This window comes from Cryptobacterium curtum DSM 15641 (assembly GCF_000023845.1).
Taxonomy (GTDB): domain Bacteria; phylum Actinomycetota; class Coriobacteriia; order Coriobacteriales; family Eggerthellaceae; genus Cryptobacterium; species Cryptobacterium curtum.
Genome location: NC_013170.1, coordinates 1,582,483 through 1,609,404, shown reverse-complemented (window position 1 = coordinate 1,609,404; position 26,922 = coordinate 1,582,483). Strand labels below are relative to the sequence as shown.

The 26,922-nt window shown below is 52.2% G+C and carries 19 protein-coding genes and 2 tRNA genes; 20 read left to right on the top strand and 1 reads right to left on the bottom strand.

Features of this window, described 5'->3' with window-relative positions:
- The first annotated feature begins 20 nt into the window (after window positions 1–20).
- Entirely contained in the window at window positions 21–962 is a 942-nt protein-coding gene (locus CCUR_RS07015; protein ID WP_015778947.1) for a D-alanine--D-alanine ligase family protein, read from the top strand.
- Here the strand turns inward: CCUR_RS07015 and CCUR_RS07010 are convergent.
- Window positions 959–1,606 (bottom strand): hypothetical protein, encoded by a 648-nt coding sequence (locus CCUR_RS07010; RefSeq protein WP_015778946.1) that lies wholly within the window; start codon window positions 1,604–1,606, stop codon window positions 959–961. The two genes, CCUR_RS07015 and CCUR_RS07010, sit on opposite strands and share 4 nt — an antisense overlap.
- A gap of 88 nt (window positions 1,607–1,694) precedes the next feature.
- Here CCUR_RS07010 and CCUR_RS07005 point away from each other — a divergent pair, with 88 nt between their 5' ends.
- The 19 genes from CCUR_RS07005 to CCUR_RS06915 all read left to right on the top strand — a co-directional run bounded on the left by CCUR_RS07005 (window position 1,695) and on the right by CCUR_RS06915 (window position 26,921).
- On the top strand, window positions 1,695–4,826 hold the full coding sequence (locus tag CCUR_RS07005) for a helicase C-terminal domain-containing protein (RefSeq protein ID WP_015778945.1): 3,132 nt from the start codon (window positions 1,695–1,697) through the stop codon (window positions 4,824–4,826).
- 66 nt (window positions 4,827–4,892) lie between these two features.
- Window positions 4,893–8,528, top strand: a complete 3,636-nt coding sequence (locus tag CCUR_RS07365) for a hypothetical protein (RefSeq protein ID WP_015778944.1) — start codon at window positions 4,893–4,895, stop codon at window positions 8,526–8,528.
- A 131-nt stretch (window positions 8,529–8,659) separates the two neighbouring features.
- Window positions 8,660–8,809, top strand: a complete 150-nt coding sequence (locus CCUR_RS07575; protein ID WP_015778943.1) for a DUF5679 domain-containing protein — start codon at window positions 8,660–8,662, stop codon at window positions 8,807–8,809.
- A gap of 113 nt (window positions 8,810–8,922) precedes the next feature.
- Window positions 8,923–8,997, top strand: a tRNA-Gly gene (locus tag CCUR_RS06990).
- Between the two features lie 72 nt (window positions 8,998–9,069).
- A complete protein-coding gene (locus CCUR_RS06985; protein WP_015778942.1) occupies window positions 9,070–9,723 on the top strand; it encodes an HAD family hydrolase in 654 nt (217 codons plus the stop codon).
- Between the two features lie 41 nt (window positions 9,724–9,764).
- Window positions 9,765–11,021 carry an isochorismate synthase gene (locus CCUR_RS06980; RefSeq protein ID WP_015778941.1) on the top strand — a complete coding sequence of 419 codons (1,257 nt, stop codon included), beginning with the start codon at window positions 9,765–9,767 and terminating at the stop codon, window positions 11,019–11,021.
- Window positions 11,021–13,582, top strand: a complete 2,562-nt coding sequence (gene menD, locus CCUR_RS06975; RefSeq protein ID WP_015778940.1) for a 2-succinyl-5-enolpyruvyl-6-hydroxy-3-cyclohexene-1-carboxylic-acid synthase — start codon at window positions 11,021–11,023, stop codon at window positions 13,580–13,582. Before CCUR_RS06980 ends, menD begins: the two co-directional genes overlap by 1 nt.
- A gap of 15 nt (window positions 13,583–13,597) precedes the next feature.
- On the top strand, window positions 13,598–14,740 hold the full coding sequence (locus tag CCUR_RS06970) for an alpha/beta fold hydrolase (protein WP_083771599.1): 1,143 nt from the start codon (window positions 13,598–13,600) through the stop codon (window positions 14,738–14,740).
- Window positions 14,741–14,808: 68 nt separating this feature from the next.
- The gene (gene menB, locus CCUR_RS06965) at window positions 14,809–15,648 is read left to right on the top strand and encodes a 1,4-dihydroxy-2-naphthoyl-CoA synthase (RefSeq protein WP_015778938.1); all 840 of its coding nucleotides are present in this window, start codon (window positions 14,809–14,811) and stop codon (window positions 15,646–15,648) included.
- A 26-nt stretch (window positions 15,649–15,674) separates the two neighbouring features.
- Complete coding sequence (locus CCUR_RS07360; RefSeq protein WP_015778937.1) at window positions 15,675–18,758, top strand: AMP-binding protein; 3,084 nt, start codon at window positions 15,675–15,677, stop codon at window positions 18,756–18,758.
- Between the two features lie 161 nt (window positions 18,759–18,919).
- A complete protein-coding gene (locus CCUR_RS06955) occupies window positions 18,920–20,407 on the top strand; it encodes a basic amino acid/polyamine antiporter (RefSeq protein WP_015778936.1) in 1,488 nt (495 codons plus the stop codon).
- 41 nt (window positions 20,408–20,448) lie between these two features.
- Complete coding sequence (locus tag CCUR_RS06950) at window positions 20,449–21,240, top strand: dimethylarginine dimethylaminohydrolase family protein (RefSeq protein WP_015778935.1); 792 nt, start codon at window positions 20,449–20,451, stop codon at window positions 21,238–21,240.
- 202 nt (window positions 21,241–21,442) lie between these two features.
- The gene (gene yfcE / locus CCUR_RS06945; RefSeq protein ID WP_015778934.1) at window positions 21,443–21,979 is read left to right on the top strand and encodes a phosphodiesterase; all 537 of its coding nucleotides are present in this window, start codon (window positions 21,443–21,445) and stop codon (window positions 21,977–21,979) included.
- Window positions 21,980–21,999: 20 nt separating this feature from the next.
- Entirely contained in the window at window positions 22,000–22,455 is a 456-nt protein-coding gene (locus CCUR_RS06940; RefSeq protein WP_015778933.1) for a GIY-YIG nuclease family protein, read from the top strand.
- Between the two features lie 130 nt (window positions 22,456–22,585).
- Window positions 22,586–22,662 (top strand) — tRNA-Met (locus CCUR_RS06935).
- A gap of 395 nt (window positions 22,663–23,057) precedes the next feature.
- Window positions 23,058–23,642, top strand: coding sequence for a type IV toxin-antitoxin system AbiEi family antitoxin domain-containing protein (locus tag CCUR_RS06930; protein WP_015778932.1), 585 nt, complete (start codon window positions 23,058–23,060; stop codon window positions 23,640–23,642).
- A 174-nt stretch (window positions 23,643–23,816) separates the two neighbouring features.
- A complete protein-coding gene (locus CCUR_RS06925) occupies window positions 23,817–24,485 on the top strand; it encodes a nucleotidyl transferase AbiEii/AbiGii toxin family protein (protein ID WP_280985057.1) in 669 nt (222 codons plus the stop codon).
- Window positions 24,486–24,598: 113 nt separating this feature from the next.
- The gene (locus CCUR_RS06920) at window positions 24,599–24,817 is read left to right on the top strand and encodes a hypothetical protein (protein ID WP_041225313.1); all 219 of its coding nucleotides are present in this window, start codon (window positions 24,599–24,601) and stop codon (window positions 24,815–24,817) included.
- Between the two features lie 25 nt (window positions 24,818–24,842).
- Window positions 24,843–26,921 carry a DUF262 domain-containing protein gene (locus CCUR_RS06915; RefSeq protein ID WP_015778930.1) on the top strand — a complete coding sequence of 693 codons (2,079 nt, stop codon included), beginning with the start codon at window positions 24,843–24,845 and terminating at the stop codon, window positions 26,919–26,921.
- Window position 26,922 lies beyond the last annotated feature (1 nt).

Below are 26,922 nucleotides of genomic sequence, written 5' to 3'. Positions count from 1 at the left end.
CGCCAAATAAAGAAGGAATCATGGGATTGAATCCGCAGCAAATGAAGGTTGCTCTCCTCGCAGGGGGAACGAGTGATGAAAGGGAGATATCTCTTGCATCCGGTCGGGGGGCTGCCGATGCGTTGCAGCAGGCAGGATTTCAGGTTAAGGTCCTTGATCCAGCCAAAAAAGATGACCTTGCTCAGTTAGTAAGTCAGCCTTTTGATGTAGCTTTTCTCTGTCTTCACGGCAGGGGAGGGGAAGACGGAGCGATTCAAGGATTCTTGGAGACTATTGGGCTGCCTTACATTGGACCTGGTATTTGGTCGAGTGCAACGGCAATGGATAAGGTGAAAGCAAAGGTCTTTTATCGCGAGTTCGGCATTCCCACGCCGCAATCGATTACCCTCCATCGCAATGAAAGCGTTGATGCTGCTACTGTTATTGCACAACTTGGCAATCATCTTGTTGTAAAGCCAGCGACTGAAGGAAGTGCGCTGGGCGTTAGTATTATTGAAGGACCGTCAGCGCTTGATAGGGCTCTTACTGAAGCGTTTAAGCTTGACAATGCCGTGTTAATCGAAACGTTTATGGCGGGTACAGAACTAACTGTTGCGGTTATTGGAAACGAAAATGCCTCAGCCTTGCCTGTTATCGAGATTGTTCCGCAGCTTGGCGAATTCTACGACTTTGAATCAAAGTATGCTGCCGATGGCTCACAGCATATTTGCCCTGCCCGACTTACTGATGAACAAACTACTGCTGTTCAACAGGTAGCTGTTCAAGCACATAAAGCACTTGGCTGCTGTGGTGTTTCGCGATCGGATGTCATTCTTGCTGCTGATGGGACACCGTGGGTACTTGAGACAAATACCATCCCGGGCATGACAGCAACATCTCTTTTGCCCGATGCGGGTCGCGCTGCAGGGATGAGTTTTCCTCAGCTGTGTACTCGTTTGATTGAGCTTGCCCTTGAGCGTTAAAAAATACCGGTGATCAGGTGAATTACCCACAGCAGTGCAAGAATAAGAAAAATGATGAAGCCCCACCCAGCTATAAGGCATCCAGGCGCGCGCCGGCGGGAAAGATCGACCAGTGTTTCGTTTAGGGAACGTTCGCTTTTAAGGAAGATACGTCCTTCTTTTTGAAGCGGGGCCTGTCGGGTATTGGGAACCCACTGACCCTGCGAAGCAATAACCTGCTCAACACCGTAGCTTGAAAGGTCGACAGTAGGCCTGATCCCATTTGCAAGTTTTTGACCGATTACCTGGCTAAATGCGATGAAGCTTTCTGCAACGGTTTGTTCAAAAGCAAGAAATACTACTTCTCCACCATATGTACCGGGATGAGGGTTTTGATCAAAGTACAAAGAGGCAAGACGCAGTGAGGTCTGCCATCCGCGCGCATGCGCTAAGCTGAATTGTTCGATAAAGAAATCGTTCTGTATGTAACCAAGGTCACAGCCAAATTTGTTACTAATAACGACGACTCGTTTCCCGTTTTCCCATTCTTCGTGCGCAGTCAATTCGTCGCCGACGATGCAGTCGGCGCCCAGAAGGGTGCCAACGAGTGTTTTGTCGGTAACAGTGAACGTTGCATACGTGCCAAAAAAGGGGATTTGAGGCATGCTCTCTCCTTGCAGCGGACAGACAAGAAAAACGTCGCATGTTTCATGATAGGGTTATAAGGTTATAAGGTAGCTGGAGCAGAGGGACATGATAGAAAAATACCTCACTGAAACGACGCCTCATCGGATTGTCGAGCGCTATAAGGCACTAAAAGACCGCGCAGCAACTGGCCGTTTCGGTGTACTTGATAAAGATATTGTTGTGATAGATACCGAAACGACGGGCATCTCGTTCGTTCGTGATGAACTAACGCAGATCGCTGCAGCGCGCATGGTAGAAGGAAAGATTGTCGACTGGTTTGTTACCTTTGTAAACCCCGGTCGACCTATTCCTGAAGAGATATCTCATCTCACCAGCATTTATGAGAGCGATGTTGCTGATGCTCCCAGCCCCGAAGAGGCCGTTTTCCAACTGGTCGACTTTGTGGGGGAAAGCTGCTTGGTTGCGCATAATGCTGCATTTGACAAACATTTCTGCACCAAGCCCGCAACGGGAGAATCGCTTACTCATAACATATGGATCGATTCGCTTGATCTGGCGCGTATTGCCTTGCCGCGGTTAAAGTCTCACCGCTTGCTCGACCTTGTGCGTGCGTTTGATGCGCCCCTGTCGACTCACCGAGCAGATGCTGACGTTGAAGCACTCTGCGCGGTGTTTCGTATTCTTTTGGCTGCCGTCGACGCTATGTCCCAAGGTCTTATCGACGAAATTGCTGCAATGGCAACTGAAGAAGAATGGCCGACGGTGCACGTATTTAAGCAGTTTGCTTCGCAGGATGCGCTGAACAGTGCGACAGGTGACACCACCGATAGTGTCGCGACAGATGGTATGGCGATTCCCACAAATAGCGTCATGAATGCCAAAAAAAGCCACTTTGACCTGCGTGCACTACGCAATCATACCGTTAAGCAAGAATGGGGTTCACCGCGGGTGGATGCGGAAACGCTCGCAGCTGACCCTCAGCGTGGCTTGCAATTTGCTTCATCAGCTGAGATTCGCGAAGCATTTTCTTCGGCTGGTCCAGTTGGAAAGATATACCCAGAATTTGAAGCACGTGACGAGCAGGTCACGATGGCCGAAGCGGTTAACGATGCTTTTTCAACCGGAAAGAATCTTGCAGTAGAGGCTGGCACCGGGGTAGGAAAGTCGATGGCATACCTTGTGCCAGCAGTGTTTACGGCTCAGAAGAACGGTATTACTGTTGGTGTTGCGACAAAAACAAATGCACTGCTTGACCAGCTGATGCATCACGAATTACCACGTTTGTCATCAGCGGTTGGGGGTATTTCTTACTGCAGTTTGAAGGGCTTTTCGCATTACCTGTGCTTGCGTAAGGTAGAACGCCTTATGCAGACAGGACCGCACATGAAAACAGTGCAAGACCGAGAGTTGTCTCAAGCTCCTGCGTTGGCGGGTGTTCTTTCCTTTATCGAACAAAGTGAATATGAAGACATCGATGGCATGCGGGTGGATTACCGACTGATGCCACGATATGAAATTACTACGACGTCACACGATTGCCTGCGCAAGAAATGCCCGTTTTACGGACAGCGGTGCTACGTACATGGCTCTCGGTTTAAAGCTGAAGCAGCAGATATTGTTGTGACAAACCAAACCCTGCTCTTTTGTGATGTTGCGGCCGATGGGGGATTGTTACCTTCTATTCGATATTGGGTTATTGATGAGGCCCACAATGCAGAGGGAGAGGCACGTCGTGCTCTTGGCAGTAGTATTGAACTTGATGAGTTAGCACGGCGTGCCCAGCGGGTGAGCCCGTCTTCTGCGATGGGTCAAACGATATTTGATCAGGCAGAACGAAAGCTTGTGGGCAAAATTGATGCTAATGAAGATGCATTCGCATCAACAGTTACCGCTGACCTTGATGAAACCGCGCTGCTGCGCGATGACTTAACCCTGAAGAGTCAGAATGATCCAATCAGTGGTCAGACGGGGCTATCTGGCGGAGACACGCTTTTATTTGCCTTGAGCGGTAAAGCGAAACGCGCCGGCGATGCTTTTGCTTGCGCGGTCGATGAATTCACCCAGGCAGCTGAGAGTCTTCTTTATTTTGATACGTCATCGCGCTCAAAGAGCTATGACCTTGTTGATATATGGATTAACGATCAAGTTCGTTCAAGCGAAGTATTTCAGAGTCTTTCGACGGCAGGTCACGCTCTTGTTGATGCCTCTGAGAAGCTTATCAAAGCATGCCAAGAGATGGTGGGGCTCATGGAAGATGTTAAAGGAGCTGCCGCCATTCAGCGCGATATTGCTTCAATGGCCCTCTATTTGAAGGATGTCATTAATTCAATCGAGCTGATTGTATTTGAAGGTTCCGATACCTTTGCCTATTCTGTTCAGCTTGCGCGCAAAAAAAATACGTATTCACGCAGGTCAGAAAAGCTCGATGCTCTTATGTTAAATGTGGGTAATGAACTTGCTGAACGTCTGTATGCGCGGACTCATAGCATTGTTTTTACCTCTGCAACGATGACGATTGCTAATGCGTTTGATTCTTTCTTTACGGCGTTGGGCCTTTCTGAAGAAGGGGAGCGCGCGACCGTGCATTTGCAGTTAGGGTCCAGCTATGACTTCGATGAAAATATGAAGATATATGTTGTCGAGGATATGCCAGAACCAAACGACGCGCGATATCTTGCAGCTCTCGAACAGCTTCTTATTGATATTCATCGGGCAAGTGCAGGTTCAACCCTTTCTCTGTTTACAAATCGTCGGGAAATGGAGCGAGCGCACAGTACAGTTCAAGCAGCCCTTAAGGGTGATGGCCTGCGAGTTGTGTGTCAGAAGTGGGGCGTTTCAGTAAAAGGCTTGCGCGATGAATTTATCGCCGATGAGCATCTTTCACTGTTTGCGCTTAAGAGCTTCTGGGAAGGTTTTGATGCTCCCGGCGCGACGCTCAAGACGGTGGTCATTCCCAAATTGCCGTTTAGCAAGCCGACCGACCCACTCTCATGCGCCCGTGCGCAGATGGATGCCCAGGCGTGGTCGCATTATGTGCTTCCTCAGGCGGTTATTGAAACAAAGCAAGCTGCAGGACGGCTCATTCGGTCAGCGCACGATACAGGGTCTCTTATTTTGGCTGACAGGCGCTTAGTAACAAAGGGCTATGGGAAGGTTTTTCTAAAATCTATGCCGAGTCGCAATATAACAATTTTGTCCGCTCGTGAAGTGGTTGCGGCATTATCGCAGGATAGATAGGAAATAGCGTATACTCATGCAGGACGCCACCTGCGCGGTACCGCTATCTGACCGAAAGGCGCATATATGTCGACAATGATGGATGATATCGCATATCTGTCTCAGGAAATCGGCCCCCGACCGGCGGGCACGGAAGAAGAGCAGAGAGCGAGCGAATACCTGGCTCAGCAGTTTCGTGCTACGGCAGGGCTGCGTGCTCAGGTGGAAGAATTCGCCTGCAATTCTCAACCGGGGATTATTGAAGCAATCTGCTTTGGGGTTGCGGTCTTTGTAACCGTTATTGCTCTGCTTCTGCCCATGATGACATGGCTCGCATTTGCACTTACATTAGTTGCAGCGGGTCTGATAGCGGCAGAGATGTTTGGGCAACCCGTTCTTTCTCGCTTGTTTCAGCGGGGGATCAGTCAAAACGTCGTTGTACGGTATCATCCAGGCGAAGTGGCTGTTCATCGTCATCGCAAAGTTATTATTGTGGCGCCCTACGACACCGGCAAAGTTCTTTCCGATCTCAATGGTCTCGGTACGCAGGTTTATTCCATTATTCAAAAATCTGCCTATCTGGCGCTGGCGATTTTGCCCATACTCTGGTTACTTCAGGGTCTTGTGCATCCCTCAGGGGCAGGGGCTGTGGTTTTCGCCGTCCTTCTCGTAATTGCTGCGGTGCTTGCTCTTGCTCCGGCCATTTCTTTTGGTTTGCATCGGGCAGCGGCTTACAACGAAGGAGCCAATAACAATGCATCGGCTTCAGCAGTACTTGTTGAATTAGCTCGTCGCCTGTCTGGTTCCTCAGCAGGAACTGCTGTTGATGAGGATATGCAAGATGAATTTGGACAGGACGGTTTCTCATCAGCTGAGTTTGCGTCAGATGACTCTACGCCAGGTGATTTTGTAGTAGACAATGCTATGCAGGATAGTTATGTGCCTAGTAATTCTGTAGCAAGTGTTGTTGATCAGACCGGGGATGTTCCCTATAGCTCTGTACAAAACAGTTCAGAGAACACGGTTATTCACGGCGCGGCAGCTGCTGAAGCAGCTGGTGTTGTACCTGAAGGTGCCGAGCTTGTGTATGAAGTAGCTCCGACTGATGTTCCTGCGGCCGCGCACGATCAATTGCAACGCGCTGCTGCTGTCGAGGAAAAATTGCACGACCAGGAAAGAAAACCAGCTGATCAGCCGGCATCTATGTTGGATGGTGCAGCAGTCCCTGCGCTAACAGGTAATGGCGATGAAGAAGCAGGTCAGTCTGCGCATGGCCGTACTGCTGAGCCAGATATGAGTGAGTCGTCCGCTCTGAACAGCCAGCAGCCTGCCAATAGCACCAGTCAACAGTCCACCGTTCCTGATTGGTATAAAGCTGCGCAACAAAAAGCAAAACGCCCTCAGGCAGATAAACCTGCCAAACGCTCACGGTATGCTGATGCTCTTGATGCGGCAGTGGCGGAAAGCAGCGCTCATTTTAACGAAGCAAACCGGGTACTTGGTACCGAAGCGCGTGCTTATGCTGAAGCCTTCCAACCGTCAATCAGGGAAGTGGCTGCACCAACAGCACCAGAAAAAGCAAACAACGCAAGCGCTCTTTCTGCTGCTCAAAACGCTTCTGTGACTGAATGCCGAAATGTTTCTCCGAGTGACCAAAGTGTTTCGGCAACTGATCACTTCAGTGCTATCCCTTCCAGCCAGAATGTTCACGCAGCGACTCCTTTGACCCCCAGATCAGAGAGTCTCCCTAATAGTCAATCTCAAACACCCATGGTGTCTGCACCTCGCCAGCAGGAAGTGGTGGCTGCGGGCGCGCCCAGCAGTGTTGATGTCGCTAGTAACGGTGATGCGGGTCAGACAACGGCCATGCCTCCTCTTGATGTTTCATCATTGCAACAACCACAGCGAGCGGAGAACCTTAGTCGTGTAGAACAACTGCAAAAAGCACCCTCTCGCCGTGTTATGCCTGCGGTCCGTCGCGGGGGCGACCGAGTGGTAGTTAACGGAACAGACGACCCATCTTTGCAGTTTGTCGATCATGATGAAGTGGATCCACGCGCACCTATTAACGATCATGATGTATCGGATGCCACCATTGCTCGTGAACGCGCTGCGAGACCTTCTGTTTCATATCGTCGTTCACCATCACAAGGCGCTACTGCTTTGAAAGATACTTCATTACCACAGAGCGCCACCGATTCGCAACGTACTGCAGGCCAACGGAACGTTGCGTCTCCAGCGCAGCCAACCGTTGCAATGCGCCCGATTGATGTTTCTGAGGACCCCGACATCAATGCATCGGCTCTGCCTAATCTAGAAGCACCAAGCGACGTTCCACCGGCACCAAGTGATATGAAGCAGCCGGCTCCCCTGGCTGCTGCCGCAGAAGATTCATCTGATACGGCTGCCAAAACACTGTTGTCTTCGCGCATTCCGCGTGTAAATCCCGACGGGACGGGCGCGCTTTCTCTCGACATGCTGCAGATGGATAATAAGAAAGCAGCTCTGCGCAATACCCTTCCATCGATGAGCGGTTCTATTTCGGCCGTTTCTGCGAACGAACGTGACAACAACAGTACCGTGAGCCTTGCTGGGTCCTTTGCTTCAGCAGGAGCGACGGGTTCGTTTGCGCCTGTTGGCGACGAACTCGTCGCTGATGTGGCTGAAGATGAACTCTATATTGACGATGCCGACGATTCCGATTACGAATCGCAGGCTACCCAGACCGGGTCGTTTGCGGGTCCTGGATATATGGAAATGCCCACAAAACGCGGCTTCTTCTCGCGTTTATTTGGGCGTCGTAAAAAGGATGTCGAGGAGCAAAGTACTTCCGAGTGGCTTGATATTGGAGACGACTTCAATCCAAGGGAAGTAGGCGCAGCGCGCGGCGGATGGGAAAGTTTCCAGGAGGGAAGCGACTATCAAACCTCGCGTGGCACGGAGGACTCATCGGATTCGTACGATCAGTCTAAATGGGATCATGACGACGAAGATAAACGCTGGAATGGCGGCGCTTTCTCGCGTGCTCGGGCGGCTGCGAGTGATCTTGTTTCACGTGCTTCATATGCGCGTGAAACCGATGAGGGCGCTGCTGAAGCACCTATCGAACCAGAACATCCGACACGGTCTCGTGCGGCACACGAAGGTGTTTCCCCTGAATTTGCTGAGGTTGCACGCATGGCAGACCGTCTTGCTGCGGGTGATAGCGCGGCTTCTGAAGGTTCACAGGCTTCCCCAACGGTTGCTGATGAAATGCAAGAGATCTACGCCTTGCGCGGTACCGACGTTACTGTTGAAGTGTGGCTTGTCGCGCTTGGTTCGTCGGTTGACGGAAATGCCGGCATGAAAGCGTTTTTGCGCGACCATCACGCGGAGCTCCGTGGCTCTATCGTGATAAACCTCGAATCGCTTGGCGGTGGCACGCTAAGCTATATCGACGAAGAAGGTGCGGTTCTCACGCGGAAGCTTTCCGCGCGCGTGAAGCGTTATCTGCGCATGGCAAGTCAGGCTTCGGGCATCCTGGCAGCTTCAGCGAAAATCGACTGGCGAGATAGCGCTGCGTCTGTCGCCATGAAGAACGGCTTGCAGGCTGTAACTGTCGCTGGCATGGCGGCGGGTAAGCCAGCAGGGCTGGGGCAAGGCGATGATGTTGTGGAGAATATTGACGCTGAAGCACTGCAAACCAGTGTAGATTATGTGCTCGCCACACTTAAAAATATTTAGTCACATATAGATTTCTAGTGTTTTCCCTGTTTTAACTGGAGATTTATGAAGAAGGAGTATAATTGGTACTATCTTAGCCACATCAGCTAAGCGCAGGCAGAAAGACAAGGGAACGAAAAAGAGGTTATTTCATGGCTGTAGAAGCGTACTGCATGAAGTGCAAGGCGAAGAAGATCATGAAGGATCCCGTCGAGGGCACAACAAAAAATGGTAAGCCGATCGTAAAGGGTAAATGTCCAGACTGTGGCACTACTATTTGCCGTATCGGCTCTGTGAAATAGCCTACATATCTTTGCAATAAAGAAAAGCCGTCTGCCTTGAAAGGTGGGCGGTTTTTTAGTGGTCGAGTTGCAACGGGTTGGCAAAACGTGTCTGCTATAATGCTCTTCGCATTGCGGGTGTCGCCAAGTGGTAAGGCACAAGCTTCCCAAGCTTGTATGCGCGGGTTCGAATCCCGTCACCCGCTCCAATCGATTGTCAGCCCCGCTTTATGCGGGGTTTTTGCTATCAAAAGGTGCTATCGGGAATAAGGAGCAAGCGGATGGGTACAGTGCGGGCAGTGATCTTTGATCTGGATGGAACCCTGCTTGATACCCTTCCTGATTTGGTTGTCATCACTAACAAAGCCCTGAGTGATTTGGGATTTTCAACTCATAGCCGTGATGAAATCTTGAGCTATATCGGTCTTGGCGCTGAATCGCTGATCAGCCAGGCACTTCCTGCGGGGACCTCGCAAGAGGATCTTTTACGGACGCTGGATCATTGGCGTGCGCTCTATCCAGTAATGGGGGATACCCTTACCAGTTATTTCCCCGGCATAGAAGATATGCTTGCAAATCTGCGGCGGGCAGGTATTAAAACCGCAGTACTTTCTAATAAGTTTGATGCTGGTACTCAGCAAGTTGTAACGCGTTATTTCCCCGGCTTGTTCGATATCGTTCATGGCGAGGGTCCTGAAATACCGCGTAAACCCGACCCAACGGGCTTATTGCGTACGCTGAGTGAACTTGCTTGTCGGCCGCAAGAAGCCGCTTATGTTGGAGATTCGCCAACAGACATGGAGGTTGCGCACCGTGCCGGCGTGCAAGCCTGGGCGGTTACCTGGGGATATAATCCTCCTGCAAGTCTTATAGCAGCCGGGGCGGATAAGGTGGTGCAAGCGGCGAACGATATCGTTCGGTTTGCGTGTGGCTGATGTTAGAATAGGGCGAAATCACCCTCAACAAGGACGTTTGCATGCCAAAGCTTTACACGTACACGATGCCTCTTGAAGGTGCGGTGCTTGATGCCTTCTGCAACGTGCAGGATGGCTTTACCGATCAGTTTGTCTATTATTGTAAAGACTGTTCCCGTCGCTTTCTTGGCTTGGGTCGCTGCATTGCGGTGCCTGCTCTTGCCGATATCGACCCCGTGTTTCAAGGGCCGAAGACACTGTCGCCCATTCTTTTTTCATTTAATCGGTTTGACGCAACGAATCCCAAACCGCTTGATGATTTGTTTGCAAGCTTTCCTCAGGTTCCCTTTATGGTTCCTGAACTTGTTTTTATAGAAACCGAAAGCGGTCGCTTTATTCAGGTTAACAGTCTTGGACCGGTGTACCCCGGTCGTGTCGAGCGGTTTGCTGAGGCCGCGAGTCGCCCGTATCAGCACGCTTGCGTGAGTATTCCGTATCAGGTTGGTAAAGACGATCGTCAGATATGGTCTGGCCAGGTAAAACGTGCTCTTGAGGCTATTAAGCAGAAGCGTCTATCGAAAGTGGTTTTATCTCGGCGGATTCCCCTGCATGCTCAGCGTCGGTTTTCAAGCAAAGACGTGCTGGTAAATCTTATCGACGGACCAGCGAAGGGTTGTGTCTTTTTATATCGGTACGGTGATGTTTTCTTTTGTGGCTGTACGCCAGAGTTGCTTGTTCGTGTGTGCGCCGGTCAGGTGGAAAGTGAATGCCTTGCCGGAACGGCACCAGTGGGAGCAACCGACCAAGAAACAGATAATTTGGGACAGCAATTGCTTGCTGATGAAAAAAATAGACGTGAGCATGAAGCAGTTGTTGGTTTTATTCGACAGGTGCTTGAGCGTAATTGTTATCAGGTCGACATTCCCACAATTCCGCAGCTCAAACAGCTTGTTCAGGTGCAGCATTTGCAGACTCCCGCACACGCCTGCTTGATGGAGGGTCACCGCCTTGATGAATTGGCCGCTCAGCTCATGCCAACCCCTGCTCTTTCTGGGCTGCCCGTTGGTGAGGCGCTTATGCTTATTCGCGAGATCGAATCGTATAATCGTGGCCTTTTTGGGGGATCGGTCGGATATAGTACGGCTGATGGCGAAGGAGAATATTCAGTAACTATTCGCAGCGGCGTTTTTGATGGTCAGGACGGATGGCTTTATGCCGGTTGCGGTATCGTCGAGGGCAGCAATGCCGATGAGGAATACGATGAGATAGACATGAAGTTGAAGACCATTCTTTCAGCCTTTGAAGGGGGCAGGGAATAGTGATTGTCGAGTCGAAAGAAGACGCGGAATCAACGCGTCCGATGGCTACACAATTAACGGGGATTGATCGGCGCATTATCGAGGCCGCTGAACGTGCTATTGCGCGTGAACGAGGGCGTGCGATAAAGCCGGATGTAGATCAAGAAGTGTCGACGTTCGATATTAACCAAGAAGCACGGATGCTCGATATCGGCCAGGAAGCACAGGCTGTTGTCAATCATAATCGGGCAGCGCGTTCGGCTATTGAACGTGCTCGTGAAGCAATGGCGCAGCAGGAGTCGGGCGAAGCAGTGATTGCTGACGCTGCTGTTGCTCAGCAGATGGCGGCCGATGCGGGACGAGCTATCGATCGCCTTCATGACGACGGAAGCGAAGAGCCAGAAGCTGATGACGAATTAGAAATAGCATCAGAAATTGGTGACACGCGAGTAGAAGCTCGCAGTGAACTATCAGCTGCTGATGAGTCAGCAGAGTCCCCGGTCGATGCTGAGCCTCCAGCTGACAATGTGCCAGAGGAAGTGCGCACCAGCACAACTGACACTAGCGCTGAGATACCTGTGCACGATGGCCTTCTCGACCAGGCAAAACAGCCTGCACAAACAGGCCCTTCTGAGGCAGTTGATGCTTCTGAGCAAATGAGCCAACCTGCACAAGTCATTCAATCTGCGGAAGGCGGCTCTCCCCAGCAGACTGCTACCTCTTCACAAGGAGACCAGATTGAACAGATGGATCAACTGGCATCGGTTGATGCACCCGTACAAGCACAAACGGCCTGGAAGAATACACTTGTCGACAAGGTGCGGGAAAGTAAGTGCATTGTCGATGTTGATGACAAAGCTGATCAGGTGCTTGCTACATATCTCGATATGTTCTTTTCCGAAATGGCGCGCTGCGGTGTAACCGACTATGTTATTAGCCCGGGAAGCCGTTCAACCGGCTTGGCCATGAAGGCATTTGAACGTTTTGGACAAGTTTATGTTGATGTCGATGAACGGGGTGCTGCCTTTTTTGCTCTTGGCTTAGCCAAAGCACGCAAGCGCCCTGTGGCAGTAATCTGCTCAAGTGGTACCGCACCGGCAAACTGGATGCCGGCCTTACTCGAAGCAGAATCAAGCCGTGTACCAGTTATATTCCTTTCAGCCGATCGTCCTGCGCGTCTACAACATCTTGGAGCGCCTCAGACGTGCGACCAGATCAAGCTTTTCAGCGATCATGTCCGCTTTTTTGCCAACATGCCTGTTCCTTCGGCAAGCGCTGCAGTATTGCGATCAGCCCGGCAGATAGCGCTTGAAGCCTGCGTGGCGGCGTATGGTTCTCACCCGGGCTGTACGAGCTCTGATGCTGGTCCCGTTCATCTTAATTTCCCTCTCGATGAACCGCTGATTCCTGCTTCAACTACGACTCAGAGTCTGCCACCAGCAAATCCGCTACCTCCCACGATTGCGCCTGGACAGGGCCTATACCCGCGGGACGCAAAAGGCATTTTTTCAGTGTTTCACGGGAAACGTTGCGTGGCGGTTTGCGGAGAAGGGTCCATCAACAGCGAAGAGGATGCCCGCGTTCTCATTGAGTTTGCGCACACGAGAAATATTCCTCTTTTAGCTGATCCGCTTTCAGGGCTGCGGTCTTATGATGACCCATTCATTATTGATGCTTACGATACCCTGCTTGGTGGCGATGCGCCGCATATTGAGGTAGTCATTCGCTTTGGTCGCTGGCCTATTTCCAAGCGTCTTACCCAGCTGGTCGCTTCAGAGCAACCAGTGCAGATAGTAGCTGACGTGCGGGACACTCGCGACTTCACGGCAGGAACCGATCTCTTAGTGCGCACTCTGCCAGTGGTATGTGCTCAAGCATTAATTGACTTGCCCACCAAGAAAGGGGCATCGCTCGCCGCCGCCCGTGAATGGGTAGCTGCTAACGATGCTGCTGCGAAGAAGCTCGAACTTGTTGATCAACCGCAGAATAACGATTTCGAGGGCGCCTATGTGGCGAAGTTGCTCGAAATGGCACCTGCCGATTCTCTTGTTTTCAGCGCTAACAGCATGAGTATTCGGGCTATTGATACATTTTATCGGCGGTCGGATAAGCATCTGAGCCTTCTGTGCAACCGCGGGCTTAACGGTATTGACGGAACGCTTTCGACCGCTTTTGGTGCTGCGCAAGATTTTGAACAGACCACTGTTCTTATTGGTGATCTGGCATTTCTTCATGATGCAAATGCCCTTTCACTTCAGAATGAAATGCATATTCGTCAAGCGCGTGGTGAAGGACATATGCCGTGTATTGTTGTTGTGCTGCTCAACAACAATGGGGGCGCTATTTTCGATATGCTTCCACAGAAGTCGACAGAAGATTATTTTGAGCGACTGTTTTTAACGCCACAGAACATGAACGTAAAGCATTTGTCGCTGGCGTTTGGGGCTGATTATCGTCGCGTTGAAAGTGTGCATGATTTCAGGCGGGTGTATGACTCTTGTCTCGGGACACCGGGCATCACCGTGATCGACATTCCGGTGCCTCTTGCGGGCGTGGCTGATCGCTACCGTTCATATCGGTAGGCCGTGCAGATAGGTATGCAATCGAGAGCGCCGCTGCTTGTCGTCTTCTTGCATGGATTTATGCAGTATGGTCGTACGTGGGATGTTGTCCGAGCTCAACTGGTTGCGTTACAAAGCGATTCGGCGAGTAATCTAAAGAATACTATGCCGCTCTTTGCAACCTATGCGCCGTCTTTATTTATCGAGGGAGAGGTCACTTTAGGCGAACTTGGCGGTTCTGGTAGCTCTACAATTTCAAACACACCTGCAGATTCAGCAGTGTTTACCGACCCGAGCGCCCTCTTGAGTTCAGTGATGTCTATAACCCCAGACGGTCTTGCGTGTGAAAGAGGGGAATTTCAAGGTGGATGTCATCTGCCAGCAGAAGAAAAGCTGCAAGAAGAGCAGCGTCTGTCGGCGGAAAAGGGATCGCAAGACGGGCAGTGTCTGACAGTAAAAAAGGAACTACAGGAAAAGCAGCACCTGCTAGTAGAAGAGAAATTGCAAGAAAGATGGAGCCTGTCGGCACTGGCAGATACAGCACACCAGCTTGTTGAGCGTGAAAGAGAAAAACTCACCGAGCTCTTTTCAACCAAACCTCGTCTTTTACTGGTTGGTTATTCACTTGGTGGGCGTGCGGCCTTAGAGTATGTGCGCCGCTACGAAAATGACGTCGATGCGCTGGTGCTTGAAAGTGCAGGTATCGGACCTGTTGATGCTGCTGAGCGCGCTCGTTTAGCAGCGCGCAACGAAAGCTGGGCACGACGCTTTGAAGAGGCTACATCCATGGCGGATGCAGTGGCATGGTGGGAGTCGCTGCCAATCTTCGCAAGTCAGGCGGCACTTCCGCAAAAGATCCGTCAGATGCAACATCTGATGCGCATGGAAAGCGATTCTCATATTTTGGCAGCACTTTGCCGCGCAGCGGGCGCTCATACCATGCCTCTTGCGGCTGAAACAAGTAGTATGCTTAACTCACTTTCCGTACCTGTGCATTATGTATATGGTACGAAGGACAGCAAGTATGCGCGCGTTGCCGCTGGTCTTGCATCGCATGCTTCCTCGGTACAGCTTGTACCGGTTGAAGCGGGGCATAACGTACACTTGGAAGCCCCGGAAGAATTCGCTCGCGGTATCGCAGCGATAGCAGAAGACGTTTTGGTTCGAGGCACTCCATAAGTTCGAGGAATACAAACTGCGGGAGCTAATGTTAATACGTCAGCCAGTATCTCAAGGAGGGAAGACCCATGAGTGACATCCAATGGGTTCAAAAAAAGCACTATCGCGAAATTGTCTACGAAACCGCTGATCGCATTGCTAAGATCACTATCAATCGTCCCGAGCGACGCAATGCTTTTACTCCGCTCACGGTGAGTGAAATGTTCGATGCCTTTTCACTTGCCCGCGATGATTCCCGGGTGGGTGTCATTATTCTTACCGGTATGAATCATGGAGGTCGCCATGAAGACGAAGCGTTCTGCAGCGGTGGCGACCAGAAGATTCGCGGCAATGGGGGATATGTTGGTGAAGACGATATTCCGCGGCTTAATGTGCTCGATCTGCAGCGGCTTATGCGCGTGGTGCCCAAACCCATTATTGCTATGGTTAACGGCTATGCCATTGGCGGCGGTCATATTCTGCATCTGCTGTGTGATCTGTCTATTGCGGCTGAGACAGCTAAGTTTGGGCAGACCGGGCCAAAAGTGGGCAGTTTCGACGCGGGGTATGGCGCCTCGTATTTGGCGGCTATCGTTGGTCAAAAGAAAGCACGTGAGATCTGGTATCTCTGTCGTCAATATACTGCTGCAGAAGCCGAGGAAATGGGCATGGTAAATAAAGTGGTGCCATTCGATAGACTCGAGGATGAATGTGTTGCATGGGCGCGCGAAATGCTGCAGTGGAGTCCCACTGCGCTGCGCTTTATGAAGGCAAGTTTCAATGCTGCGACAGATGGATACGCGGGCTTGGCTCAATTAGCGGGGGATGCAACCCTTTTATACTACACCACTGACGAGGCAAAAGAAGGTCGCGACGCCTTTAAAGAAAAGCGCAAGCCCGACTTCTCTCAGTTTCCAGTTTTTCCCTAAGAAGGTAGACAGAGAAGAGAGCTGCCGTGGAGTTGAATATTATTCGGTTAATCGAAGAGAGGTTGGCTGCGCAGCCGGAAGCGATAGGCCTTATCGATGCAACTGATGCGTATCGTGTAATACCGCTGCGTGAACTGGTAGCTTCTGCTAAAGAGCGCGCAGAGTTGTTTGCCGCTTCAGGTGTAGGAAAAGGCGGTTGGGTATCGACTGACGGAGAAAATAGCGTCGCCTTTGTGGAACTGTTGCTTGCTGCTGCATACGGTGGCTTTACCGTGGTGGCGCTTAATGCCCGCTTAACCGAAGAAGAAAAATGCGATCGTATTCGCAGTATCGAAAGCGTGCTGCCGAGTACCGATAGACCCATTCGTAGCATAGAGAATGCACTGTACGGTGCTAGCCCGCAGACCCACAGCGACACAAGAGACAAAAGAGGGTCGCAAGACCACGAGACTTCGCGTCTAACAACCACCAGTTTTGTTGCACAGTCAACCTTGGATACGAGCACTATTGCGCAAGATGCGCAAGAGCCCATTTTGCACGCTAAGGTGGATACATGCTCGAGTGTATCAGCCACGAACTTTGATCTTAAGCGACGAGCGGTTGTGATGTTTACTTCGGGAACGTCAGGCAGACCTAAAGCTGCTTCTCTTAGTTGGGGAAACATCCTCGGCGCGGCAGCTGCTTCAAACGCTGTTCTTAATAATGGTGTCTATTACAGCAGTGATTTTGCTCTTGGTGAGACTGCTTTCGATGGGTTTACTGTTTCCGATAGCCTTTCTAGCATCAATAACCCTTCTGCCGCTAATAATGATGCTGTTCTTAATACCAGTTTTCCCCTCATGGACGACGCTACTCTTGGCAATGCCCCTGTTTCCAGTGGTAGAAAAGCAGTGCTTTGGCAGGCGACGTTACCCTTCTATCACGTGGGCGGTATGGAAATTATCTTTCGGTCGCTCTTAAGTGGCACCCCGTTTATTTTGTATCGAAACTTCGATGCTTCGGTTGTTCTGGCAGACGCTGATCGGTTTGGAGCCACCCATATATCTGTTGTCGACAAGACTCTGCGCGATCTTTTGAACTGCGCAGACGCCAATAAACAGGCGGCCGGTATCTTGCAGCGCTATCAGTGTATTTTGCTTGGAGGGGCAGTTCCTAACACCACTACGCTGGATGTTGCCCGCCGTCTGAATGCGCGGGTGTATGTGAGCTACGGAATGACCGAAACATGCAGCCAAATTGCGAACGCCCGGCTGACAGCCAACTTCGATGGAACACTGCACCTGTTGCCTGGATATGAAGCAGTCATTGTCGATGCTGACGAGTCAGGCTTTGGTCAGTTGGCAGTCAGCGGACCAGGCGTTATTTCGGAATATGTGAACGCGCAGGCGACCTTTACTCGTGATGGATGCCTGTTAACGGGCGACCGAGCTCGCCTCGTTGAGGAGCGCTTACAGGTTGCAGAGCGTACTGGCGACATGTTTGTTTCAGGCGGTGAAAACATTTACCCGGAAGAAATTCGTGCAAAGTTACTTGCCTACAAGGGGGTAACTGACGCATTTGTATTTGGGGCAGAAGATGAGGTGTGGGGGAGGCGCCCGGTTGCGTTTGTTGAAGCCGCCTACATATCCCAACAAGACGGCTTTAACGAGATTGCCTTTGCGGATGACATTCGGCGAGAGCTTTCTGTTCGCCTGTCGCGCCTCTATCAGCCACGAGACATTATTGTTGTGCCTGAATTTCCCTGCACCGGTATTGGCAAGGTCGATCGTGCTGCGCTGCGCACTATCTATCGCGAACGGCTGGCTGTTACTCGTCTTGATGTTTGGCGTATCAAGCAGCCAATGGTCGATACGCGGACTGCAAAAACACAGCTTAAGGAACGAGAATCGCTTATTGTTGCCGTGTGTGATGCGCACGGTCATACCGGAATTGCCGAGGATGTGGCTTTTTCTACTCCGTGGTACGGGCCAGAGACCATTGAAGACGACTTGCAGTTTATAGAAAAGCGCATCGTGCCGTGTATTGTTGGGAAGACGTTTATTCATCCTCTCCAAGTGAGTAAGTATCTAGCTTTTCAGGATAAATACGGGGTGGATACCAGCAATGACGCTGATGATAAACCTGACACTAGCAATGCCCATGCTGTTAAAAAGAGTAATGCTACCGATGTCGCTGAGACTGCCAATGACAGTAATGCCACTGAGAGTATGAGATCTCATCCGCTGGCTTGTGCTGCGGTGGAGCCGGCGCTGTGGGATCTTTACGGCGCGATCGTCGGAAAAAGTGTACGCGAGCTTATTGATGGACGACTGGAAACAACAGAAGCGTCATCTTCACATCCTGTGCCACCGGGGTGGGTTGCAGGCGGCGCGGTGGTTGGCATTGCGAGCACGCGGCTTGTGCTCGATAGTGTTTCTCGTGCTGTTGAGACGGGGTATACGCGCGTTAAATTAAAAATTCAGCCAGGCCATGATCTGCGGATAGTACGCAAAGTGCGTGAGAGATATCCAGGACTGACACTCCTGCTTGACGCAAACCAGAGTTTTACCGAGGCTGATAAGGAAACGCTTATAGAACTGTCACGTCTAAATATTGCCTGCATCGAAGAACCGCTTGACCCGCATAAGGCTCCAGCGGTTGGACCGCGAGGTCTGTTCGAACGTCTAAGTCGCTTACAAGGCGAATTGGCTTGTCCTATCTGTTTAGATGAAAGCTGGACAGATGCTCATGAACTGCGTCGCATAGTAACCAATCATCCAGATTTGCGGTGCGTTGCCATGAAAATTGGCAAGTTTGGAGGTGTACAACCAGCCCTCGATTTTTACTATTGGGCACGCGAACGTGGTGTTGCTGTTTGGATGGGCGGTATGTACGATACCGGCATCAGTAAGCGATTGCATGCGGCCTTTGCGACGCTGCCTGGCATGTTGGTACCAGGCGATATTTCTTCAAGTTCTCGATATTTTGATACCGAGATAACGACACCGCCGCTTACGCTTGAGCGGGGCATGCTGGAGATTAATCCCCCTGAGCAGGCTGTCGGTTTGGGCTGTGCGCTTCACCAGGAAACAATTGACGAGATTGCCGTTGAACATCGGGTATACGAATAAGAAGAACGGCCTGCACGCAAATAATCATACTCGATGAAGATGCTATACTGCGATAGGTGCATAATTATGCCCTTGATGGCAATCTTTTTGCGTTTTTCAGGGGATATAAGAGTATGATTGTGCATAGTGCCATAAAATTACGCATGATAGAGGGAACCTATATGCCTGCTCAGACACCTTCTGCCGCGAAAACCCCTGACAATTCTCAGGGTATCGGTCTATTTCACCTGGTCACTTCCGTTATTACCTTAATTATTGGCGCCGGCGTCTTTTCGCTGTGTGGCGATATGGCGGCGCGTGGTGCCGACGGGCAAGCCATTATTACTGCCTGGTCCATATCGGGTGTGGGCGTTCTTTGTTTGGTGCTGACCTTTTTTGCGCTGTCTCGTATCAAGCCAAACCTCAAGGGCGGTATTTACAGCTATGCGAGTGAAGGCTTTGGGCAGTTTGTCGGGTTCTGCAGTGCGTGGGGCTATTGGATTTCAGCCATCCTGTGTACTGTTAGTTTTAGTGCACTACTTTTTTCAGCGCTGGCATATTTCTTTCCCGTGTTTGGCGCAGGGAATAATCTGCCTAGCATCATTGGTGCATCGATTATCGTATGGTTTTACGTGTTGGTTGTTTCACGTGGTGTCACCGAAGCTGCCGCCCTGAATGCGGTTATTACTATCAGTAAATTGGTGCCGCTTTTTGTCGCCCTTGTGGCGATTATCTTTCTGGGGAAATTTAACCCTGATGTGTTTGTCGCCAACCTCAGTGCTATAACAGTTAATCCTGATACGGGCGCGACACTTTCGGGCATTGACAAAGTGACAGCCGCTCTTACAACAACCATGTGGGTATTTATTGGCATCGAAGGTGCTGTGGCTATTTCGGGTCGGGCAAAATTCAGCGGCGATGTTGGCAAGGCAACTATTATTGCGTTCTTCTGTGTGTTGGCTATCTACCTTATGGTGAGTTTACTGTCGTTGGGTGTGCTGCCATTGGAAGACCTAGCTGCCCTAGAGAATCCACCAATGGCGCAGCTTATGCAGGCTGCCGTGGGCGATTGGGGTGCCATCCTTATCAACATAGGCGTTGCCATGAGCCTTATTGGTGCAATGCTGGGCTATACGGTGCTCACGGCTGAATCACCGTTTGAAGCAGCACAGCAGAGCGCCTGCTTCCCGCGTATTTTCGCGAAGGCCAATGAAAAGGGTGCACCAGTTGCTACGCTTGTCATCAGTGCGGCAGTGGTTGAAGCGTTCCTTATTATTATGATGTTCAGCGATAACACATATCAATTCTTCTATGTGATTTCGGCCGGCATGATTCTGCCGCCGTATCTGTTGTCAGCAGCCTATCTGGTAAAGCTTACGTTTACAGAATCGGGGAGTTTCGCCGGTAAGGTTAATGGCAGTGTGCCGCTGTATCGTATTTTAGGCATCGTTGGCGTTGCGTATAGCCTGTTGCTTTGCTTTGCCACCGGCGCGACCGGGCTTGCCATCATGAGCTTTTTGTATGCGCCTGGTATCGCGGTGTATATCTGGTCAAAGAAGGAACACGGCGAAAAGCTTCTCTCGAGTGTGAGTGATAAGGTAGTTCTGGCCATTATTCTTGTTGCGTTAGTTGTTTCGATATTTTTGGCAGCAACTGGCGGACTTTCTTAATTGGGTTTTGCATTAACGAATTCTAAAAGAAAGGGATACCAATGGCCTTTAAGAATATTATCGTGCGTCGTCCATGTCCGGCAGTTTGTGATGGCATTACGTCAGCTCCTGAACTCGGTAAACCTGATTATGATAACGCGCTGCGGCAGCACGATGCGTACATTAAGGCACTCGTCGATTTAGGTCTTGAGGTGGATGTGCTCCCCGCAGCTAATGAGTATCCTGACAGTTGTTTTGTTGAGGACACCTGCGTACTGACGCGCGAGTGCGCGATTATGGACAACCCTGGTGCTGGCACGCGTAATGGCGAAGCAGCATTGATGGAGCCAATTATTCGCCGTTATTACCCTGCAGACCGCATTGAACATATTGTGACTCCCGGCACCCTTGAGGGTGGCGATGTCATGATGGTAGGCGACCATTTCTATGTTGGGCGGAGTGCTCGCACGAACGAAGAGGGCATTCGCCAGTTCATTGCCATCTTGGAAAAGTATGGCTTGTCAGGGTCTGAAGTTCCACTGGAAGAAGTACTCCATTTAAAGACCGGCGTGAATTACTTAGAAGACGGCAACATGCTTGTTTCGGGCGAGTTTGTTAATAAGCCTGATTTTGCCCAGTTCAACAAAGTGGTTATTCCTGAAAACGAAGCCTATGCGGCTAATTGCATCTGGATCAATGGGACAGTTATTGTGCCGGCAGGGTACCCAGCCGTTCTTAAGGCCGTGCAAGATTTGGGCTATCAGACGGTGACGGTCGATACGAGTGAGTTCCGCAAGATCGATGGCGGCCTGAGCTGCTTGAGTTTGCGCTTCAGCGACAAGATGGGTGCGTAAGGCCAAGAGGGCAAAAGTTTCGGTGAGGGTGCAGGCAGGCGGGGCGGCTAGTTTGTCGTCGTCCTAGAGCGATAGCTAACCCCGCAGCAATAGCTAGATAGAGCGCATAAGTTTGTCATCGCCCTAGAGCAGCGCCGCACAAAGCTGCAGCACTAGATAGGCGCCCGCTATAATAGGGGAAATACTCGAAAGGGGATTCCCTATGAAGTTAGTTATTGCTTCCGATATACACGGCTCGGCGCTTTGGTGCGGCAAATTAATGAGTGAAATCGAGCGCGAAAGCCCAGATATGGTGCTGCTTCTGGGCGATTTGTTGTACCACGGACCGCGCAACGATCTTCCTGAAGGCTATGCACCAAAGCAGATCGCGCCGATGCTGAATAGCCTGGCCGACCAAGTGTTGGCAGTGCGAGGCAACTGTGATGCAGAGGTCGACCAGATGGTACTTTCCTTTCCGTGTATGGCTGATTACACGATGGTGACAGACGGCTCTCAGCGGATGTTTTGCACGCATGGACATCTGTGGAGCCCAGCTAATCCCGCGAGCTTGCCAGTGCTTTCTAACGGAACAACATTTTTAAGTGGTCATACGCACGTGAAACAGAATAAGCTGCTGGAATTAGCGGATGGCAGGACGATTCGTGTGGTGAATCCTGGCAGTGTAAGCGTGCCGAAGGATGGTAGCCATAGCTATGCGGTGTATCAGGATGGTACTTTTGAACTGCGGGTGCTTTCTTGAACGAACAACGAGCAGCTAAAGTGAGCGAAGAGGTAGAAGAGGTAGATGCGAGTTCAGGCAAGCAGTCTGAAGCATATTTGAATAAAGGGCCAGACGTAAGCTCCTGTTACTACGTTTATATCGTTCAGTGTGCAGACGACACGCTCTATACTGGCATCACAACTGATGTGGTACGTCGCATGATGGAGCATCAATTAGGAACGGCGGCCGGGGCAAAATATACGCGCAGTCATGGTGTAGTTGATTTGCTGGGGTTGTGGCTGGTGCCTGATCGCTCACAGGCAAGTTCTTTGGAATGTCGCATTAAGGCGCTTTCCCGTCAGCAAAAAATTGATCTGGTGATTCACCCTGATCATATACGGCCGATCAGTCAAGAAGTGCCCAATAAAGCACTGATAAATGTTCAAGTTGTACCAGATCAAGTGCGTGATGCGCTTTGGCAAGAAGTCCTTCTAAGGGAAGAAGCTGAGCTGTAAAACTAGCTAGGAGCTTGCTGATTTTTCAGGTTAAGCACCATGTTCGTTGTGTGAAAGGGGAGTTCTGCCTTGCTGGTTAGCAATGGTGGTGCGTATTATAAATGTCTATCGCTTATGCGATACCAGATAGTGCGGGGTGGAGCAGTCTGGTAGCTCGCCGGGCTCATAACCCGGAGGTCGTAGGTTCAAATCCTGCCCCCGCGACCAAAAACAAGGCCCTGAACTGCGAAAACAGGTCAGGGTTTTCTCTTTATGTCGGCAATGCCGACACGTTGCCGACAAAAATTTAGCACGTTATCAAAGAACGGCTCAAAAAATCGGGAAGCTTGCGCCATGCCGTTACCTTCATTTCACAAGGTTTCGCCCTAGCGCGACCATAGCTTGCGGGCGTGCGCAAGCAGCTCTCCACAAGGTTGCGGTCTGGCGAAACCGAATTACCAAAAGCTCTTCTGTGTGTCTAAAAATAACTGCCTCGTGATCTCGACTTCGAGCTTGGTTCTCCACAAGCGCTTGTGGAGAACAGGGCCTTCGCTGCTTGTTGTACAATAGCGCCTAATATGAGAGAATATGAGGTGTGAATGTACATTCAGGGAGGAGGGGCCATGGAGACGGTTGCCGACATCGCATTGGTGCAGAACGGCTACGTCAGCTCGGCGCAGGCCACCGCGGCGGGAATCCCCAGGCGCTGCCTCGCCGAGGCGGTCGAGGCAGGCGAGCTCGTGCAGGTCGACCGCGGGCTCTACGCGCTGCCGGAGACGTGGGAGGACCCCTACCTCATCGCCCAGCACCGCTTCGCGAAGGGCGTCTTCTCCGACGGGACCGCCCTCTACCTGCACGGGGCGACCGACCGGGCGCCCTTCCAGCTGACCATGACGTTCTCGCGCAACTACAACAAGGCGAGGGCCAAGGCTGCGGGGATAATCTGCCGCTCGTGCGCGGACGAGGTGCTCGGCCTCGGCGTGGCGGAGGTGAGGACGATGCACGGCAACGCCGTGCGCGCCTACGACCTCGAGCGCACGCTGTGCGACATGGTCCGGGGGCAGCGCGTCGTGGACGAGCAGGTGGTGAACCCGGCGATGAGGGCCTACGTGCGCAGGGCGGACAGGAACATCCTGAAGCTGCTCGGCTACGCCCGGGCGCTCGGCGTGGAGGGGAAGATCCAGAACTATGTGAGGGTGCTGCTATGAGGATGAGAAACGCGATGCAGCTCAAGGCGAGGGTGAACGCCCGTGCCAGGGAGGCGGGCATCCCCGCTCAGATGATGATGCAGAACTACCTGTTCGAGCGCCTGCTGGAACGGCTGTCTAAGACGCCGTGGCGCGAGCGCGTGGTCGTGAAGGGCGGAGCTCATCTCGTCGCTCGTGGGCGTCGCGATGCGGACCACGATGGACCTCGACACGACGGTGCGGGGCTTCGAGCTGACCCACGAGTCGGCCGAGGCGGCGTTCAGGGAGATAGCCGCCGCGCAGGCCGACGACGACTGGGAGATCGAGTTCGTCCGCACGGAGGACATCCGCGAGGCCGACGACTACCCGGGCATCCGCGTGCACCTGCTCGCCCGGTACGCGCCCATGGAGGTGCCGCTGACGGTCGACGTCACCACTGGGGACAGGATCACGCCCGACGCGGTCGAATACGAGTACCCGCTCCTGTTCGATGACCGCAGCATCCGCCTGATGGGCTACCCGCTCGAGACCGTGCTCGCCGAGAAGCTGGAGACGGTGGTCTCGCGCGGCACGGGCAACACGCGGCCCCGCGACTTCTACGACATCCACGTGCTGTGGCAGCTCAAGCACGCCGAATGTGATCCTGCCACGCTCCGCGATGCGCTCGTCGCGACAAGCGAGAGGCGCGGCAGCGCTGAGGTGATTGACTCTTGGGACAAGACGCTGTCCGAGGTGTCGGAGAGCGAGGTGATGCAGGGCCTCTGGGCGAAATACGTCCGCATGAACCCCTACGCTGCGGGCATAGCCCTCGAGGATGCCTGCAAAACCGCAAAGTCCGTCATGAAAGCCGTCTGGGAGGGCTGACCTAGGCCTTCCTTCCGCGAGCCACCCGATCATCCAAACCTGCAAGGTCCTGATTTGCGGTTTTCGCAGGTCACGGTTGCAGTAAAATGTGTTGTATTGCAACCGTCAAGCACATGGAGGATGCGAAATGGGCTACTCGGACCTTAGAGAAGGGTGCTTCCAAACAGGAGCTCAAGGAGTTCTTCGCGGGAGGCGGGCAGACCGCGATAACTATCCGCATCCCCGCGAACCTGCGCGACGCCTTCAAGGAGGAGGCTGAGCTTCACGGGATGAAGAAGCGACCCGCATGGTTCATCCCCGCTTCGGCGGCCGAGCGGGCTTTGAAGAGATAAAGGCATATAGCAGGAGAAGATACTCATGGACGGTCACAAGCAATACCTAACAGACCTCATCGAAGGGAAGCTCACGCGGTTTGTGATACCCGTGTACCAGCGAAACTACGATTGGAAGCCCGAGCAGTGCGGACGCCTCTTCGATGACCTCGTTGAAGTGGCAAAGACCGGAAGAACGGAGCACTTCTTCGGCAGCATCGTCTCCCAGACACCCCGCGGCGAGCGTGTCGTTATCGATGGCCAGCAACGCATAACTACGGTCTTCCTCCTGCTGGCAGCTATCAGGACGCAGGTGAAGGCGGGGATCGTCACCTCGAATGACGAAGACCTTGCCGAGGACATAGACGACTACTACCTCATCGACAAGAAGCACAAGCAGGATCAAAAACTGCGTCTCAAGCTCGTCAAGAGCGACAGCGAGGCGTTCAGGGCGATTCTCGACGAGAAGCCCGACGACTACATACAGGGCTCGAACGTGACGCAGAACTTCCTGTACTTCCTGGACCGCATTGCCCGCATGGACATCAGCGTCGACGAACTCTACGAGTCGATAAAATCGCTTTGCATAATCGACATTACTCTCGACCCGCCAGATGACGCGCAGCTCATCTTTGAGAGCCTCAACTCTACCGGGCTTGACCTCTCCGAGGCGGACAAGATTCGCAACTTCGTGCTCATGAACCTCAATCAGGAACGCCAGGAGATCTACTACGAGGACTATTGGAATGCGGTTGAGCACAACACGGACTACAGGGTGAGCGACTACATTCGCTTCTTCCTTGCGGCCCGGGAGGCGAAGACTCCCGCAATCAAGAAGGTGTACCCAGCGTTCCGCACGTATGCGCACAAGTATTTCAAGGATCCCAACGGCGGCGCATTGGAGATAGACACCGAGCCGCTTTTGAAGGAGCTGCTCGCATACTCGAAGCATTACCGCGCATGCATACGTCACGACACCGGCGTGAAGGACATTGACTCTGCCTTAAAGGCGATTCATGTATTCGATGCGAGCGTTACACAGCCATATCTTCTCAACCTCCTCGAATACCGCGCACAGGGCGATATTGACGATGATGCGGTCGCCACGGTCCTTTGGACGCTGGACACATACCTCTTCAGAAGGTGGGCAAGTGGCCTTCCGGCAAACGCCCTCAACAAGGTGTTCGAGACACTGCATGGCGATGCCTTGAGAGGTGTAGCGGATGGTGCGGAATACTCTAAAGTCGTCAAATACGTTCTGACTCACAAAGGCGGCCAGAGCAGGCTCCCAGACGATGGCGAGTTCCTCTATGCGCTGGACACACGCGATTTCTACCGCGTCCAGAACCGCAAATACTACCTGTACGATCGGCTCGAGAACGGGACGAGCGACGAGCGGGTCGAGGTGGTGAGCGGCCTTGAAGAGGGCAACTTCTCCGTTGAGCATGTGATGCCGCAAACGCTGAATGCGGAGTGGAAGCGTGCCCTCGGCGACGACTGGGAGCGAGTGCACGAGGAATGGTGCCACAAGATGGCTAATCTCACGCTTACCGCCTACAACTCCGATTACAGCAACCGCCCGTTCCAGCAAAAGCGTGATATGAAAGACGGCTTTAGGGCGAGCGGCTTCCGCATGAATCAATGGATTGCCCAGCAGGAGACCTGGGGCGAGCCGCAAATGAAGAAGCGTGAAGAGATGCTCGAGGAGCAGTTCCTTGAGACGTGGCCATACCCCGAGACTTCCTATGAGCCGAAGAAAGCTTTGCCAGAGGTTGCAGAGCTCGATTCAGGCGTCGAATTTACTGGCAGAAGAATTGCGGCGTTCAGTTTCATGGGCGTCCGCTATGTCGCAACGCAGTGGAACGATATGGAGGCTAAGGTCCTCCAGCTGCTTCACGAACTCGAGCCAGCCAAGATTCACTCGCTTGTTGACGGGACAAGCTATCCGGCGAGCGCGTTCCGTAGCACTGAGGCGCAGGGACATTCGAAGATTGCCAGGGGGGTATATGCGCGTACGGCTTCGAGCACTGCTGCGAAGATTGACCTGCTCAAAAGCGTTTTCGAGATTTGCGAGATTGACGCCAACGAACTCTCGTTCGAGATGCCGCTGGACGCGGATGAATAAC

Coding starts and splice junctions, on each gene's coding strand:
- CCUR_RS07015 (WP_015778947.1), top strand. CDS start 21: ATGGGATTGAATCCGCAGCAAATGAAGGTTGCTCTCCTCGCAGGGGGA.
- CCUR_RS07010 (WP_015778946.1), bottom strand. CDS start 1,606: ATGCCTCAAATCCCCTTTTTTGGCACGTATGCAACGTTCACTGTTACC.
- CCUR_RS07005 (WP_015778945.1), top strand. CDS start 1,695: ATGATAGAAAAATACCTCACTGAAACGACGCCTCATCGGATTGTCGAG.
- CCUR_RS07365 (WP_015778944.1), top strand. CDS start 4,893: ATGTCGACAATGATGGATGATATCGCATATCTGTCTCAGGAAATCGGC.
- CCUR_RS07575 (WP_015778943.1), top strand. CDS start 8,660: ATGGCTGTAGAAGCGTACTGCATGAAGTGCAAGGCGAAGAAGATCATG.
- CCUR_RS06985 (WP_015778942.1), top strand. CDS start 9,070: ATGGGTACAGTGCGGGCAGTGATCTTTGATCTGGATGGAACCCTGCTT.
- CCUR_RS06980 (WP_015778941.1), top strand. CDS start 9,765: ATGCCAAAGCTTTACACGTACACGATGCCTCTTGAAGGTGCGGTGCTT.
- CCUR_RS06970 (WP_083771599.1), top strand. CDS start 13,598: ATGCAATCGAGAGCGCCGCTGCTTGTCGTCTTCTTGCATGGATTTATG.
- menB (WP_015778938.1), top strand. CDS start 14,809: ATGAGTGACATCCAATGGGTTCAAAAAAAGCACTATCGCGAAATTGTC.
- CCUR_RS06955 (WP_015778936.1), top strand. CDS start 18,920: ATGCCTGCTCAGACACCTTCTGCCGCGAAAACCCCTGACAATTCTCAG.
- CCUR_RS06950 (WP_015778935.1), top strand. CDS start 20,449: ATGGCCTTTAAGAATATTATCGTGCGTCGTCCATGTCCGGCAGTTTGT.
- yfcE (WP_015778934.1), top strand. CDS start 21,443: ATGAAGTTAGTTATTGCTTCCGATATACACGGCTCGGCGCTTTGGTGC.
- CCUR_RS06930 (WP_015778932.1), top strand. CDS start 23,058: ATGGAGACGGTTGCCGACATCGCATTGGTGCAGAACGGCTACGTCAGC.
- CCUR_RS06920 (WP_041225313.1), top strand. CDS start 24,599: ATGGAGGATGCGAAATGGGCTACTCGGACCTTAGAGAAGGGTGCTTCC.
- CCUR_RS06915 (WP_015778930.1), top strand. CDS start 24,843: ATGGACGGTCACAAGCAATACCTAACAGACCTCATCGAAGGGAAGCTC.